Origin of the sequence: Anabaena lutea FACHB-196, from assembly GCF_014698305.1 — a bacterium.
Lineage (GTDB): Bacteria > Cyanobacteriota > Cyanobacteriia > Cyanobacteriales > Nostocaceae > Anabaena > Anabaena lutea.
The window spans coordinates 255721-273018 of the sequence record NZ_JACJST010000003.1 but is presented as its reverse complement, the minus strand read 5'-3'; the positions used below and the strand labels follow the sequence as shown (position 1 = coordinate 273018).

At 38.9% G+C, this 17298-nt stretch carries 7 protein-coding genes; 5 read left to right on the top strand and 2 right to left on the bottom strand.

Going from position 1 to position 17298, the window contains the following annotated elements; genetic code table 11:
- The first annotated feature begins 40 nt into the window (after positions 1-40).
- The 5 genes from H6G59_RS05540 to H6G59_RS05520 all read left to right on the top strand — a co-directional run bounded on the left by H6G59_RS05540 (position 41) and on the right by H6G59_RS05520 (position 10613).
- Positions 41-7681, top strand: a complete 7641-nt coding sequence (locus H6G59_RS05540; protein ID WP_190712207.1) for a non-ribosomal peptide synthetase — start codon at positions 41-43, stop codon at positions 7679-7681.
- A 42-nt stretch (positions 7682-7723) separates the two neighbouring features.
- The gene (locus tag H6G59_RS05535; RefSeq protein WP_190712205.1) at positions 7724-9130 is read left to right on the top strand and encodes an aspartate aminotransferase family protein; all 1407 of its coding nucleotides are present in this window, start codon (positions 7724-7726) and stop codon (positions 9128-9130) included.
- 193 nt (positions 9131-9323) lie between these two features.
- Positions 9324-10073: a class I SAM-dependent DNA methyltransferase gene (locus tag H6G59_RS05530; RefSeq protein WP_190712203.1), complete on the top strand. Its 750-nt coding sequence runs from the start codon at positions 9324-9326 to the stop codon at positions 10071-10073.
- Between the two features lie 36 nt (positions 10074-10109).
- Complete coding sequence (locus H6G59_RS05525) at positions 10110-10334, top strand: MbtH family NRPS accessory protein (protein ID WP_190712320.1); 225 nt, start codon at positions 10110-10112, stop codon at positions 10332-10334.
- 90 nt (positions 10335-10424) lie between these two features.
- Positions 10425-10613: a hypothetical protein gene (locus tag H6G59_RS05520; protein WP_190712201.1), complete on the top strand. Its 189-nt coding sequence runs from the start codon at positions 10425-10427 to the stop codon at positions 10611-10613.
- Positions 10614-10712: 99 nt separating this feature from the next.
- Here the strand turns inward: H6G59_RS05520 and H6G59_RS05515 are convergent, their stop codons facing one another.
- Both H6G59_RS05515 and H6G59_RS05510 read right to left on the bottom strand, forming a co-directional pair.
- Complete coding sequence (locus H6G59_RS05515) at positions 10713-13346, bottom strand: CHAT domain-containing protein (RefSeq protein ID WP_190712199.1); 2634 nt, start codon at positions 13344-13346, stop codon at positions 10713-10715.
- 90 nt (positions 13347-13436) lie between these two features.
- Complete coding sequence (locus H6G59_RS05510) at positions 13437-17258, bottom strand: two-partner secretion domain-containing protein (RefSeq protein ID WP_199331936.1); 3822 nt, start codon at positions 17256-17258, stop codon at positions 13437-13439.
- Positions 17259-17298 lie beyond the last annotated feature (40 nt).

Sequence of the window (17298 nt, the reverse complement as noted above, 5' to 3'; positions counted from 1 at the left end):
CAGTTTGCTAAAAACCAGAAATAAAAAGAGGACATACAAGATGACAGTTTCAACTATTGAAGGATTTCGTTTATCTCCACAACAAAGACATCTTTGGTTACAGCAAAAAAACAATGCCGATTATGTGGCTCAAGCTGCATTTTTAATTGCAGGTAATCTGAATATTGAAGTATTGCAAGAAGCTATAAAAGTAGTGGTTAATCGCCACGAAGTTCTGCGTACCACTTTCCACAGTTTACCCGGTGTAAAAATCCCTGTACAAGTAATTCACAATAATAAATTATCTGACTGGCAGAACATTGATTTCAGTCAGTATGATAGTGATGAACAATTAACAAAAATAGAGAATTATTTAATTACAGAAAGACGATTAGTTAATGAAAGTGATAATGACTCTCTTTTACGTTGGAGTTTACTTACTCTTGCACAAGATAAATATCTTTTAGTGCTAACATTACCGTCTGTATGTGCTGATGGTTGGACACTGAATAATTTATTTTCAGAAATCAGTCATACCTATAGTTTATGCTTAGAAAATCAAAATTTATTAGATATAGAAGAACCAATCCAATATATCCAATTTGCAGAATGGCAAAATCAATTATTAGAGGATGATGAAGCAGAAGCAGGAAAAGAATATTGGCAACAACAGGACTTTAGCAATCAGAATCCGTTAATATTGCCTTGGGAAAATAATTTAATTGGAGAAAGTCAATTTGCCTCGGTAATTTATCATCAAAAAATATCCGCAGAATTAACTGCTAAAATCTCTGATGTTGCGACTCAATACAATACTACAACTTCTAACTTTTTACTTGCTTGTTGGCAAACACTGATATGGCGACTAACCAAACAGTCTCATATAGTTATTAATACTGTATTTAATGATAGAAAATATGAAGAGTTGCTGGAACTAATGGGATTAGCTGCTAAATCTTTACCTGTGGAGTGTGCGTTTCAGCAAGACTTTAAATTTTCAGAAGTTTTAACTCAAATTAGTGAGAATATCCGCCAGATTAATAAATGGCAAGAATATTTTAGTTGGTCAGATAATGTAGAAGGTGTAACCAATTACCAAAATTTACCCATTGGGTTTGAATTTCAAGAGTTACCTGAAGATTATTTAACTGGCGATTTAACTGGGGATATTTTATTTTCTTTATGCCATCATTTTTCTAATTTTGCTCCTTTTAAATTAAAACTTAATTGTTTGCAAAAAGCAGCAGGAATAACTTTAGAATTGCAATATCAAACTGGTTTACTATGTGATAGTAACATTCAAAGGTTATTTACATATTTTTTAACTTTAGTCACCCATGCAATTCATAATATTTATGTTCCGGTTTCTGAACTAGAAATTATTAGTAATCAAGAACGTCATCAGTTATTAGTTGAATTTAATAATACGTACAAAGATTATTCGACTATTCAATTTATTCATCAACTATTTGAGCAGCAAGCACAAAAGAAATCTGAAGATATTGCTGTGGTTTTTGAAGGTGAAAAACTGACCTATTCTCAACTCAATACCAAAGCCAATCAACTTGCACATTACCTCAAAGGTTTAGGGGTTGGTGCTGATGTTTTAGTAGGGTTATATGTTGAAAGGTCTGTTGATATTATTGTTGGTATATTGGGCATTCTTAAAGCGGGTGCTGCCTACCTACCATTAGATCCAAAATTACCAGGAGAAAATCTAGCTTTTCGCTTACAAGATGCCCAAGCACCAATTTTATTAACACAACAGTCCTTAGTAGAAAAACTTCCCCAAACAACAGCGCAAATTATTTGTTTAGATACTGACTGGGAAACTATAGCGCAAGAAAATCAAGAAAATCCACAAATTTCTGTACAACCAGACAATTTAGTTTATGCTATTTTTACCTCTGGTTCTACTGGTAAACCCAAAGCTGTAGCTATAGAACATCAACAACTTCTTAATTACCTCTACGGCATTTTAGACAGACTTAATTTACCAGCAGCAGCGAGTTTTGCAACTGTTTCGACTTTTGCCGCAGATTTAGGTAATACAGTGGTGTTTGCTGCCTTGTGTACAGGGGGATGTTTACATATATTGTCTCAAGAAAAGGCATCTGATGCACAGGCGATCGCAAATTATTTTCAACAATATCCTATAGATTGTCTTAAAATTGTCCCCTCTCACCTCACTGCACTTTTAACAGCTTCTTCCACCCAATCAATTCTACCCCGTCAATGTCTAATTTTAGGGGGAGAAGCCAGCACTTGGGATTTAATTCAAACTGTCAAAAAACTAGCACCTAATTGTCAAATTTTCAACCACTATGGACCAACAGAAACTACAGTAGGTGTACTCACTTATCCAGTTGAATTTTCTCATCCTCAAACCAAAACAGTTCCGCTAGGAAAACCTTTAGCAAATACTCAGGTTTTCGTACTCGATGAACAATTGCAACCTGTCCCCATAGGTGTACCGGGAGAACTTTATATTGGGGGTGCTTGTTTAGCTAGAGGTTATCTACATCGTCCTGAGTTAACACAAGATAAGTTTATTCAAAATCCCTTTGTTAATTTACAATTACCCGCAGGTAAATTTAGTCAGAGAATCTATAAAACAGGTGACTTAGTTCGTTATTTACCAGATGGTGATTTAGAATTTTTAGGTCGAGTTGATAACCAAATCAAAATTCGTGGTTTTCGGATTGAATTGGGAGAAATAGAAGCCACACTCAAAGAAAATATTGATGTTCAATCTGCTGTAGTTATCCCAGAACAAAATCAGCGTTTAGCAGCTTATATCGTTCTTAATTCTGAATCAAACCGCAACCAGAATCAGCAGTCAGAAATCATCAATAAATTACACAGCTTTTGTCTACACAAACTGCTTGATTATATGATACCGTCAGCGTTTGTGCTACTCAAGGCATTACCTTTGACACCTAACGGCAAGGTAGACATCCAAGCATTACGATTACTAGAGAAAAGCCGTCCTGGATTAGAAAAAATATATGTAGCACCACGTACATCAGAAGAAACTCAACTAGCAGAAATTTGGGGAAAACTTTTAGGTATCAAACAAATTGGCATCCACGATAACTTTTTTGACTTAGGTGGACATTCGTTAATAGCTACTCAAATTATTTCCCGCATTCGCCAGAATTTTAAAGTTGAATTACCTTTGCGTTGTCTGTTTGAAACGCCAACTATTGCTGGGCTTGCTGCCAGTATCCAAGCATTACTACAACAAAAACAAAATACACAAACACCCCCTATATTAGTGTGTTCGCGTCATCAAGAATTACCCTTATCTTTTGCCCAACAAAGACTGTGGTTCTTGAGCCAATTAGAACCAGAAAGTAGTGCCTATAATATTCCCTCTGCCATCCGTTTAACAGGAAGGCTAAACATAGTTGCTCTCGAAAACAGCATTAATGAAATAGTCCATCGTCATGAAAATCTACGTACTACATTTACAGTTGTAGCTGGGGAAGCTGTCCAGGTAATTAATGCACCAACTAAGCTAAAATTACCAGTAATTAATTTGCAAAATATTCCTGAAACTGAAAGAGAAGCAGAAGCCATAAATTTAGCCAATTTAGAAGCACGAAAACCATTCAATCTTGAAAAAGATTCACTATTGCGGGTTAATTTATTACGTCTTGGTGAAACAGACCATGTAATCTTGTTCACCATGCACCATATTATTTCTGATGGTTGGTCAACAGGAATACTCATCCGTGAACTGACAACACTTTATACCGCTTACGATAGCGGTCAAGCATCCAATTTACCCCAATTACCAATTCAGTATGTAGATTTTGCAGTTTGGCAACGTCAATATTTACAAGGAGAAGTTTTACAAACTCAATTAAATTACTGGAAACAAAAACTAAGCGGTAATTTACCAGTATTAGAATTACCCGCAGACCGTCCACGTCCAGCAATTCAAACTAATAACGGTGCAACTCAAACTTTTACACTTTCCCCATCTTTAACAGCAGGTTTAAAAAACCTCTCCCAGCAGGAAGGAGTTACTTTATTTATGACTCTGCTGGCAGCATTTAAAGTCTTGCTGCACCGTTATACTCAGCAGGATGATATTTTAGTTGGTACTCCTATTGCTAACCGCAACCGTGCAGAAATAGAAGGATTAATTGGCTTTTTTGTTAATACTTTGGTACTGCGGAGCAACTTAGCAGGAAACCCAACTTTTAAACAATTACTAGCACAAGTACGCGAAGTTACTCTTGGTGCTTATGCTCATCAAGATTTACCTTTTGAAAAATTAGTTGAAGAATTACAACCGGAAAGAGATTTAAGTCATAGTTCTCTGTTTCAGGTAATGTTCATTCTTCAGAATGCACCTACAGAAGTTTTACATCTACCAGATTTAACCCTCAAACCCTTACAAGCAGAACGTAAAACAGCAAATTTTGATTTAACTATCTCAATGGTAGAAACAGATGCAGGTTTGATGGGGTCAATAGAATACAACACAGATTTATTTGATGCTGACAGAATTACCCGAATGTTAGGGCATTTCCAAACCTTATTAACGGGTATTATTGCCCATTCCGATCAAAATCTGTCTGACTTACCCTTATTAACAGCAACAGAACATCAGCAAATACTAACTACCTGGAATAACCATCACATCTCTGTACCTCGGCAGTGTATCCATACATTATTTGAAGCACAAGTAGAAAAAACGCCTGATGCAGTAGCAGTGGTATTTGTAGACGCGCAAAGCGCGGCTTCTCGAAGAGTAAATGAATCTTTAACCTATCAACAACTCAATCAAAAAGCAAATCAATTATCACATTATTTACAAAATCAAGGGGTAAAACCAGAAACTTTAGTAGGAATTTGTTTAGAACGCTCTTTAGAATTAGTAGTGGGAATTTTGGGAGTTCTCAAAGCAGGTGGAGCTTATTTACCACTTGACCCAGCATATCCCCAAGAACGCTTGGCATATATGTTAGAAGATGCTCAAGTATCATTTATTCTCACTCAAGCAGAACTGTTAGACAGTTTAAAATTTGCCAATAAAAACATTATTTGTATAGATTCAGATGGGAAAGAAATTGCTAACGAATCTATAGAAGATGCGGTCAGTAAGGTAGATATAAATAATCTTGCTTATGTGATTTATACTTCTGGTTCTACTGGTAAATCTAAAGGAGTAATGATTGAACATCGTAGTTTAGTAAATGCTTATCTTGCTTGGGAAAAAGATTATCAATTACCAAAAATTACTTCCCACTTACAAATGGCAAGTTTCTCCTTTGATGTCTTTTCTGGTGATTTAGTTCGCGCTCTTTGTTCTGGTGGTAAATTGGTACTCTGCCCCCGCGAGTTATTACTTGAACCAGAAAAACTTTATCAACTCATGCTACGGGAAAAAGTAGACTGTGCAGAATTTGTGCCTGGAGTATTGAGAAACTTAATCCAATATCTAGAACAAACTCAGCAACGTCTTGAATTTATGCAGTTACTAATTTGTGGTTCTGATAGTTGGTATGTGAAAGAATATGAAGAATTCCGTCAATTTTGCGGTGAGAAAACTAGATTAATTAATTCCTTTGGGTTAACTGAAGCAACCATTGATAGTACCTTTTTTGAAACCGATACAACTCAATTATCTGTAGAGCAGCTAGTACCCATAGGGAAACCATTTGCTAATACTCAAATTTATATTCTAGACCGCTACTTACAACCCTTACCTGTGGGAGTAGCTGGAGAAATTTATGTAGGTGGTAATGGTTTGGCACGAGGCTATCTCAATAGACCCGACTTAACCGCAGAAAAATTTATTCCTCATTTCTTCACCCAAGAACCGGGAGAATTTATTTACAAAACAGGTGATTTAGGGCGTTGGATAGCAGATGGAAATATAGAATTAATTGGTCGAGTAGATAATCAAGTTAAACTGCGGGGATTCCGTATTGAATTAGGAGAAATTGAATCTATAATTGGTAAACATCCGATGGTCAAGGAGTCTGTAGTTTTAGTACGGGAAGATAGACCCAAACAACAGCAATTAGTGGCTTATGTTGTGCCAGACTTAGCATATCTGAATCAGATAAAATCCAGGGATTTGCACCAGTTTTTACAAGAGCAATTACCTAGCTATATGATACCTTCTGCTTTTGTATTTTTGGAATCTTTCCCCATCACACCTAATGGTAAAATTGACCGTCGCGCTTTACCTAAACCTGACCTTCAAGAGATTGAAAATACTTTTACTGCTCCTCGCACTGAAACAGAAATCAAGCTCGTACAACTTTGGTCTGAAGTGTTGGGTGTGGAAAAAATAGGTATTAATAATAATTTCTTTGAGCTAGGAGGTAATTCTTTATTAACAACAAAATTAATCTTGAAAATTCGTGCAGCTTTTCAGGTGAATTTACCTTTACGTGTTTTATTTGAATCGCCTACTGTAGCTAGTTTAGCCATTCATTTAGACAAATCTCAACAACCCAACTCTACTAATGAATTAAGTCCAGAAAATATGATAGAGTGGGATAAAGAAACTATTCTTGACTCAACAATTTACCCCAAAGTTTCTTATCAAAAACCGGAAACTGAACCAAAGCATATTTTATTAACCGGTGTAACTGGCTTTTTAGGTGCTTTCTTATTATGGGAGTTATTGCAGCAAACTAACGCCAATATTTATTGCTTAGTCCGCGCTCAAAATTTAGAAGCAGGTAAGAAAAAAATACAAAAGACTCTAGACTCTTATTTAATCTGGAATCAGAGTTTTAGTCAGAGAATTATTCCTGTGATTGGAGATTTATCTCAACCATTACTGGGATTGAAAGACCTAGAATTTCAAGAGTTAGCTCATCAAATTGACATTATTTACCATAATGGTGCTTGGGTTCATCATATTTATCCCTACTCAGTTTTAAAAGCCGCAAATGTTCTGGGAACACAGGAAGTTTTGAGATTAGCTTGTGAAGTTAAAACAAAACCAGTACATTTTATTTCCACTGCTAGTATTTTTTCACCCTTGAAAAACTCGGAGGTTACAGTAGCCACGGAAGCAGATAATATTGATGATTATCCAGTACCTAATAATGGTTATGTGCAAACTAAATGGGTATGTGAGAAGTTAATTCAAACTGCTCAACAAAGAGGTTTACCAGTTAGCAGTTACAGAATTGGTAGGGTTTCAGGCCATAGCAAAACAGGAGTTTTTAACATTAATGATTTTCTCTACAAACTAATTATTGGCTGTATTCAACTTGGCAGTGTTCCCGACCGTGATATTCAAGAAGATATCATGCCTGTGGATTATGTCAGCCAAGCTATTATCCACCTATCAAAACAACAAAAGTTTCTAGGACAAGCATTTCATTTAGTGAACGATCAACTTTTACATACAAATACTCTACTTGAGGTAATTCAATCATTTGGTTATCAAATTCAACAACTGCCTTACGAAAATTGGCGATCGCAATTAATTAACATCGCTGGTGCTTCACCTGAACACCCTTTATATCCACTTGTACCGTTTTTCTCAGAGGATACTTCTCAACAGAAAAAACCTGTAAAATCAGGCAGTTTAAAAATTGATTGCCAAAATGCGATCACTGGCCTGTCTAATTCACAAATCATCTGTCCAGATATTGATGAAAAATTATTGTCTACCTATATTTCATATTTAGGTAAACAAGGTTTTTTCAACAATAAATAACTACCAATTCATAAATAACTTCAATACAACTAACTCAAAATCATGCAAACACAAGACAAATTACAACCCCAAGCTAATCAAACTCCACAGCAATATCTTAGTGATTTTATTCAACGCTACAACCAAAAAACAGCAAAATCTAAACAACAAGCGCAAACATACCGTCATGTTTTAGCTGATGTCAGAGGTTCAGCCGGCTTTCAGGCTGCTATTAAAGAAATAGTCTATCCTATCGTTGGTAAATATGCCTCTGGGTCGCGGATGTGGGATATAGATGGCAACGAATATATAGATTTAATGATGGGTTTTGGTGTCAATTTGTTTGGCTATAATCCTGAATTTATCAAAGAAGCTCTGACAGAAAGATTAGAACAAGGTATTCACATTGGACCACAGTCAGACTTAGCCGGTGAAGTAGCAGAATTATTTTCTGAACTAACAGGAATGGAGCGAGTTACATTTAGTAATACTGGCACAGAAGCTGTTATTACTGCTTTGCGACTAGCACGAGCAACCACAGGTCGTAACAAAATAGCGATGTTTTCTGGTTCCTATCATGGACATTCTGATGCTAGTTTAGTGAAAGTCCAAATTCAGGATGAAACTACACAAGTAGTACCAAAATTTCCAGGGGTATCTCCTAGCGTTGTTGCAGATGCCTTAGTTTTAAAATATGGTGATTCTGCATCTTTAGAAGTAATAAAACAACATCAAGAAGAATTAGCGGCTGTTATTGTTGAACCTGTACAAAATAGCCGTCCAGATATTCAACCAAAAGAGTTTTTACAACAGTTGAGAAAATTAACACAAGAGGCAGGAATAGTGTTGATTTTTGATGAAATGCTCACTGGTTTCCGTATTCATCCAGGTGGGGCGCAAGCATGGTTTGATGTACAAGCTGATATTGCTACTTACGGAAAAATTGTTGGTGGTGGTATGCCCATTGGTGTTATCGCTGGCAAAGCCGAATATATGGATAGAATTGACGGTGGAATGTGGAATTTTGGTGATACATCTAGTCCCCAAGTCAAGCAAACATTTTTTGCTGGTACTTACTGCAAACATCCTTTATCTATGGCAGCAGCAAGAGCAGTTCTTAAATATCTCAAAATACAAGGACCCACTCTGCAAGAACAATTAAATCAACGTACTTCCCAATTTATTCAACAATTAAATTCCTATTTTCAAGAGGATGGAGTGCCAATTAAATTGTCGAATTTTGGGTCAATTTTTAATGTTGTACCTTTCGGTAATCCATCTAATATTACCAATTCATCTGGGTCAGGAAACATGGATATAATTTACTATCACCTGATTCATAAAGGAGTTTTTCTACGTCCTGGTGGTGGTTTGTTATCTACAGCCCATACAGATGATGATTTAGATTTTATTATCCAAGCGGTAAATGAGAGCGTTAAAGACTTGAGAAATGGTGGTTTATTACCATAGTTATTAGGACTTACGCAAGATTGGACTAAAAACCTGATTCTTGCGTAGGGGTAATTCATGTAGCTTGCTTCCCGCAGGGTATTACCCCGACATTCGTTCTGTTTTGCGTAAGTCCTGGTTATGACAAATTATCAATTATCAATTATCAATTGATAACTCAGCCTTAACTTGCAAAAATTAGGAGATTAATAAAATGGTGACAGTCAACGCAGATGCTAAATATGATGCTTGGGCAAACATTTACAATCAATATTGGGGTGTAAGATATTGTGAAAATAACTTGCCACCATTTGAAGAATTACTACAAAAATATCAAATTCCTCAAAGAGCAAATATTCTTGATTTATGTTGTGGTACTGGACACATGGCACAACATTTAATTGAGCAAGGTTATCAAGTTACAGGTTTAGATATTTCCGAGGCAATGTTGCGATACGCCCGTGAAAATGCTCCCAATGCTCAATTTATCCTTGATGATGCTAGATTTTTTAATTTGCCACTTACTTTTAATGCTGTAATTTCTCCTAGTGGTAGTCTCAATCACATGATGACCATTGAAGAACTAAAACAGGTATTTACACAAGTGTATAATGCACTGCTAGATAACGGCATTTTTTTGTTTGGTTTGAATTTAGAAGATGGTTATAAATCATGGAATGGTGCAATTACAGATGGAGATGTAAAAGAAGATTTAGCTTGGGCTTGTTGTGATAATTATGATCCAGTAGAAAAAATAGGTTCATTTAAAATAACTATCTTTCAACTGTCAGAAAAAGGTTGGCAACGTTTTGATATTAATAACCTAGTAAGGGCTTATTCTCAAGCTGAAATTGTATCTGCTCTTGAGTGTGTGGGCTTTAAAAATATCAATGTCTATGAGCGCAATGGCAAATTAGCTGACTCTGAATGTAAGAAGTTTGCTATTTTTTCAGGTGGCAAATAGTGTCATAAATAAAAATAAGCTGGAGATAAATCAATAATAAGCAGTAAAGAATTAGAAGATACCACAATTAACAAAGTTGTAGTTAACCATGAGGAACAATATTCTATTTGGCCTGCTGATAGAGAAAACGCCCTGGGATGGAAAGATGCAGGTAAAAGTGGACTCAAATCAGAATGTCTAGAATACATTAAGGAAGTGTGGACGGATATGCGACCTCTAAGTTTAAGAAAGCAAATGGAAGAAGCTGCTAGTACAAATTAATCATCACTAAGTTCTCAATTGCTATTTGTAGAGAGGGTTAACTTCTCTACAATAATTGTATTTAGGAAAGAGCAAAGCAATTTTAATGTAATGAAATCCAATGTAAATACCCCAATTTTATCAGGACAAAATCTAGGTAAACAAATCCAAAATCAATGGTTATGGCGAAATTTAAATTTTGAACTTTTATCAGGAGAACAAGTTGCTGTGGTTGGTGCTTCAGGTTCTGGTAAGAGTGTAAGAATTCAGGAGTCAGGAGTCAGGAGTCAGAATGCTTAATATACCCCGCTATCGTTCACTATGTACTACTAGCTAGGCTTTTTTGATATGTGACAGTTCAGGGTACGGAATGTGGGATAAAATTCTTAAAGTTTGTCATCACAGCCAACTACCAACTAAGACATAGGGGGCCCAATAACGAGGGTGGTCATATTTGGGGTTTTTGAGTAGAGATTGCTGTGCTAAACGCAATGCTTCGGCTCTGCTAATATTGCGTTGCCCTAAATGTTGATATAATTCCTTAATAAATGGAACGCTGGCTTCATCGTCTAGATCCCACAAACTGGCGATCGCACTACTAGCCCCAGCTTGGACTGTAGTTCCAGCAATACCCATCACTTCTTGGTCGTTACCTGTAGCTGTTTGGCAAGCACTAAGGATTAGTAACTCAATTCTGTGATCACGCTTTTGCCCTTGGTTAAGAAACAATTGATCAAAGTCATCTATCTTCAACTTGCCATCTGCTGTCACCACAAAAGTATTTTCTCGGTCTGCACCAAATAGACCATGAGTAGCTAAATGTACAATTTCAAAATTAGCAGCATTGAGTTTATTGTTAAAGTTTTTCGTGGTAAATTCTTGTTCAGCGAGCCAGTTAACAGTCAATCCCGTATTTTTAATTTCTTTTATTTCTTGCTCAACATTTGCTAATCGAGAAAAGCCAGAGACTTCTCGATTATTTGGTGGTTGAGTCAAGCTAGCAGCCAAAACTTTGATTGTTGATCTACCTAAAGGAACAGGTTCACGTACTTGTAACCCCAAAGCTAAGGAGGCTGCATATTTTTCTACTAGATACTGCTGACCATCATAGAGACTAGCCATAGGAATTTTTCTCAAAGGGCCATCCAAGACAAAAATCAAATTCTTGATTTTACTCTCCTTTAGCTCTTTTTCTATTGGTTGAATCAGCCAGTTATAGACTTTTTGACCATCTTGTTGTAATTCTTCATAACTTCCCTCTTCTTGCAGATTTTCGTATAGTCGGCTGACAACTTCTTTAATTTTCTGTTGAGGTGGGGTAGCATAGTGGCTAAGTTTTTGATTAGGTCGCTTGAGGATAACTTCTAAACGGTCATCCAAAATAATTGCATAGATAACAGCCGATGTTTGGTCTTGAAAGTCAATCACCTTGTCGATTTCTAATTTCGTATCTTCACAAGCTTGTTGTAAATAGTTTTGCAATTTCGCTACTTGCAGTGCTTCAATAACATTACGGGCCTGGATCAGATTCTCTTGACTTGGCGTTGATGATTGCAGTAACAAATCTACTAAACGGCGATATACAGGTTCTACCGTTTCCCGAAAAGAAAACTGCACATTTTTATTGGTAGCAATCAAATCGCTACGGATATTTTGTAGAGTATTAAATGCTTGTTGATAGGCAGCGATGGCTCCTGTAATATCTCCCTGCTGATTACATTGGGGTTTACCTTGGCAAAGAATACGTCCTAGTTGCCAATACCAACGATAGGCGATATCTGGTGCTTGAATTGACTGGGATAAATTTAGCGCCTGTTTAGTCAAATCCTGGGCTATAGACCATTGTTGAGATAATTCATATAGATGTCCCAGATTACCTAATACAAAAGACTCTGAGCGTATATCTTGCAATTGTTGCGCCTGCTGACGTGCCACAGCCAGGATTTTACCAATTGTTTCTGGGTTGAGTTCAGGGAATTTCTGCCTCATTTCTAAAAGGCGTTGAGCCAAATTTACCTGAGCGTAAATCGCCGAACGACCAAGCGGCAGGTTAGCAATTTGACTTTGAATTTCGGGATATAATGCTTGTGCTGCTGACCATTGTTCCAACTCAATTAATAGGCGTAAATGGTTAAGTTGAGATGGGATTTTGCTAGTCGCAATAGTTGATGAAACAACTGCTTTTTTGTAATAAGCTAGAGCAGTCTTTTTTTGTTCTGATTTGCTACCGGGAATATAAGCAAGATTACCCAAACTCAAGTAAGCTGTAGCAATGGTTTCTGCTGATTGTAGTTTTTGGCCAATCTCCAGACTTTGTTGTAAATGTTTTTTTGCCTGCTCAATATCGCCAGCCAGCGCTAGCGCCTCACCCAAGTTGCGAAAACTAGCTGCCTTAACCAGAGAGTCTGGTTGTTTTTGCAGATCCTCTGTCAAATTCTGGAGTAGAGAAATTTCTCGGCGATAGAGTCCTAAAGCCTGCAATGCTTGTGCTTGGTTAATTTGGGTGAGGATAGCTCTATTGCTATCTTTTAATTGTTGGTAGAGTGATGCGGCTGTTTCCCAAGATGACAAAGCTGCTTGAGCTTTACCCTGTGCTAATTCCAGATTCCCTTTGATATCCCAAACTTGCGCCCAAACTGGCAGACGTTGTGGTGAATTGGGAGTATTTTGTAAGATAGCGATCGCTTTTTCAATTGCTTCGGTTGCGGCTTGCATCTGTCCTAATTGCTGGAAGTTCAAAGCCAGATTACTGAATACAACAGCCTGTCCAATGGTATTATCATTACCTTGATAAATCTGCAATACCTGCTGTAACACAGTCACCGCTTCGGCAAAGCGTCCTGCTGTATATAGGTTTTTAGCTTCTTGCTCTTGAGTAAGATTAGCAGCAATGGAGACGGTAAACCCTTGATTTGTGGTATCACGAGCTATAACAGGCGAGACAAATATACACAATAAAGCAGTTAGACAAGCCAAAATCACATAGGCAAATTTCTGGCGGGCATGGGGCATGGGGCATGGGGTATGGGGCATAGGTCATGGGTAATTGGTAATTGGTAATTGGTAATTGGTAATTGGTAATGGGAATTTCTCTCCTTGTTCCCTTGTCTTCTTGTCCCCCAACTACTTTTGTGTCAGGTGGCAGAACTGGGCAGGTAACGCAGATTGATGCAGGGTATTTACAGGTGGCTGGGTAGTGAAAACAATGTCACCATTGGCATTGCGGATCATACCTTGAGCTTCTACTAAAGGGGCAGAATCTAGGGGGGATGATACAGCGTTGCTGTTCACCAGTGGTCTTGCACTAGAATTATTGCTGAAAGTTTCTGTTTCACTTGTTACCCAAGTGTTTGGTACTGTCCCCGCAGTGAGGACATCATCAGGGCTGGGAGGCAGCCCACCCCTGCCAGTGATCACAAATTCACTTTGACCTTTGGCGGTGTGACTGTTGCCACCACAGGCAGAAGCAATCAACCCGGTAGGATCGATTAATTGAGTAGATAGTTGCACTAGTCCCTGGCTGGGGTCAACGTTGAGGTTTTCAACTGTGACTTGTCCTTGAGTACCGACATCAGAACTGGCGCTGATATCACTGCTGCCGTTTTTACGTATGTTGTCCAGTGCCTCTCGTCCCTGAAGTTGGAATCCTAAGATGCGGTTGGCTCTCATATTAATCTTGCCACCGTTGCCGCCATAGGCATTGGCAATGATATCGCTATTTTCCGACGGTACTGCAATCACAAACCCATCTTTGAGGTTGATATCAATGTTGCCGCCATTACCCTCGCTGTTTTGAGTTCCGGCTGAGGTGGAAATAGTGCTGTTGTCACGCAGCAGTAATAAATTGTTCAGCTTCAAATTGATATTGCCAGCCTCACTTTGCTTGCTTTCAGAGATGATTTGCCCTCGATCTAGCTTAAGGGTTTCGGCTTGGATGTCGATACTACCGCCTTTGCCAGTATTTTCCGCAGAGGCAGAAATTTTGCTATCACCACTTACAGTAACGGAGTCGCCAGTAATGTTGATATTACCCCCATTTCCTTGAGCGCTGGTGTTAGCGATAATTTGACTATTATTGAACGTTACTAGACCTGGGCTAGTTATCATTACATTCCCGGCTGAGGCGTTGCCTTTGGTGTCACTTTCAATGCTGCTATTGTTGAATGTGAGATTTCCTGAGCTTTTGATGGTGACATCTCCCGATTGACCTGCCTTACCAACATCTAAGGTGATTGTTCCATTATTAGGTATTTTCACCTTCAACTGCCCACTAGTCAAAATCTTGTTATCACTGAGCGATAAATTCCCCAAACCCTCTACTTCAACCTTCCCGGCTTCTGCGGAAGAAGAGAAAGTTAATATGTCTAGATTGCTGACATTGTTTTTAGCTTGTATAGTTATGTTTCCACCTTTTCCTGCGGTTCCGTGCTGAGAAACCGAAAAGGAGTTAAGCATTGGATTGCGAAATTTTTTTACAAAATCTTTTTGGGAATCATCATAACTGTAGGCTTCAATGGGAGTTCCCACAATTTCCCCATTTTTAGCACTTAGAAAAATCGCTCCCCCAGTTCCGCTATTACCAGATTTCGAGTACGAATACGAGAATGAGTTGAAATCACCTTTAGCTGTAATATTACCGCCAGCAGTCAGGGCGATTGCTCCCCCATTGCCAAAATTACGGTCAGAATATTCATAGAAGGAGGAGTTGATATCGTTGGTAGTGATGTTACCGTCAGCTTTGATGGTGATCTCTCCCCCATTTTTACCAGAGGAGTTGATATCGTTGGTAGTGATGTTACCGTCAGCTTTGATGGTGATCTCTCCCCCATTGCGATATAAGGAGTAGGAGTAGATCTGGGTGGTTTCGACGATGTTACCGCCAGCAGTCAGGGCGATCGCTCCCCCATTCCCCTCAACTGAGAAGGAGTAGATACCTTCGGTAGTGATGTTACCGTCAGCTTTGATGGTGATCTTTTCCCCATTCCCATACCAGGAGGAAGAGTTGATATTTTTGGTAGTGATGTTACCGTCAGCTTTGATGGTGATCTCTCCCCCATTCCTAGAACCGGAGGAAGAGTTGATATTTTTGGTAGTGATGTTACCGTCAGCTTTGATGTCGATCGCTCCCCCATTCCCAGCACCGGAGGAGGAGTAGATATCTTCGGTAGTGATGTTACCGTCAGCTTTGATGGCGATCGCTCCCCCATTTCTATACCAGGATTGGGAGACGATACCTTTGGTAGTGATGTTACCGTCAGCTTTGATGGTGATCGCTCCCCCATTCCCAGTACCGAAGGAACCGGAACCGGAGTCGATCTTTTCGGTAGTGATGTTACCGTCAGCTTTGATGGTGATCTCTCCCCCATTTCCAGAACTGTAGGAGGAGTCGATATCGGTGGTAGTGATGTTACCGCCAGCAGTCAGGGCGATCGCTCCCCCATTGCCATAAGAGGAGGAGGAGTCGATATCGGTGGTAGTGATGTTACCGCCAGCAGTCAGGGCGATCGCTCCCCCATTTGCCACATTTCCAGATTCAGAGTATGAGTAAGACAACAAATTACCAGTATTAACACTGCCCTTGGTAGCTTCAATATTAATCGCACCTCCGATGGCGATCGCGTCATCACCATAGTTAAGAACATCTTTTTGCCCATTGGTGCTAATGAGTTTGGTATTCACATCTCCCGATGCTGCCGTCAGGCTAACTATCCCCCCAATTTCATTAAACGGCTGTAAAACAACGTCTCCATCCAAAGTAATTCCCTCTGGCACAGTACCATTGCTATAACTAGGTACATTGCCAAAATTCACACCCCCATAAGCCAGAGTACTTTGTCCAGATCGCAGAATTAATGCGGAATTCTTTGTTAAAGTCTCAGTATCTGGCCCCAATGGCAAGCTGTTATTATCCGCCCCAGTAATGTTGATATCACCCTGAAAACGAATATTACCCGTTGCTTCCACTAACAGCGATGTTCCAGTATAAGAGGCTGCCACATCGACATCGCCATTGGTGCTAATAATTGGGTCATATAAACTGACAAAATTTGCCAGTCCCCCTGACACAGGAGAAATCGCAAAATTGCCACCACTACTAAAGTGAGCATCAAGCGAAATCTTGCCATCACTGATAAAGCTGAGATTTCCCCCACTCACAAATGGCGTTTGTGTCGGGTGGTTCAACGCTAAGATATCAATACCGCCATTTCCTTGAACTGTGAAATTCCTACCCGCAGAGGCAATAAAAGGTTTTGTGACACTATCTCGCACTTTTACAGTATCCTGAGCAAACAATGTCAAATCCCTGAGAGCGTGCAACTGTCCCTGCAAATCCAAATTTCCCGCCGACAGCGTTAAATCTTCTCCAACAGTTAAATTACCGCCTTCATTGGTAATTGTTCCTCCCGCCCCTGAAGCCCCCCACTGGACTCCGGGAGTGGCACTCATCGTCAATAATGGCGGTGCAGTCGGATTTTTGGCATTAAACTCGCTACCATCAGGAAACACAAAGCTGTTTGCTGTACTTGCTACAAATGAACCCTGAATATCTAACTGGGCATTTGTCCCAAACTTTATACCATGCGGGTTGAGGAGAAATAGATTTGCCCCACCATCAACACCCAAGGTACCTAAGATATGAGACAGATTCGCGCCAGTCACGCGGGTGAAGATATTGGTAATCCCAGCAGGATTGCTGAAATAAACGCGCTGTCCATTGTTGACATTAAACTCCGAAAAACTGTGGAACAACGCACTACCGCGAACTGCCCCGCCATCAATGCGATCTGCCTCCAATCCTCTAATCATCACATGAGAATTTACTTGCGAGCTTTCAGTCCCTAAAGTGGCATCAGGTGTAATTTGTCCTATGCAACTTGTATTAGTAAATATTAGTACTCCTAACAGTTGAGTGGTTGTGCTAAATCCTGTCTTCACCCAACTCATACCATTTTGGATTTTAGATTTTAGATTTTGGATTGGGAAT

Bases quoted from the DNA above. Each gene is read 5' to 3' on its own strand.
- H6G59_RS05510 (WP_199331936.1), bottom strand. From the start codon at position 17,258: ATGAGTTGGGTGAAGACAGGATTTAGCACAACCACTCAACTGTTAGGA.
- H6G59_RS05535 (WP_190712205.1), top strand. From the start codon at position 7,724: ATGCAAACACAAGACAAATTACAACCCCAAGCTAATCAAACTCCACAG.
- H6G59_RS05540 (WP_190712207.1), top strand. From the start codon at position 41: ATGACAGTTTCAACTATTGAAGGATTTCGTTTATCTCCACAACAAAGA.
- H6G59_RS05520 (WP_190712201.1), top strand. From the start codon at position 10,425: ATGAAATCCAATGTAAATACCCCAATTTTATCAGGACAAAATCTAGGT.
- H6G59_RS05530 (WP_190712203.1), top strand. From the start codon at position 9,324: ATGGTGACAGTCAACGCAGATGCTAAATATGATGCTTGGGCAAACATT.
- H6G59_RS05515 (WP_190712199.1), bottom strand. From the start codon at position 13,346: ATGCCCCATACCCCATGCCCCATGCCCCATGCCCGCCAGAAATTTGCC.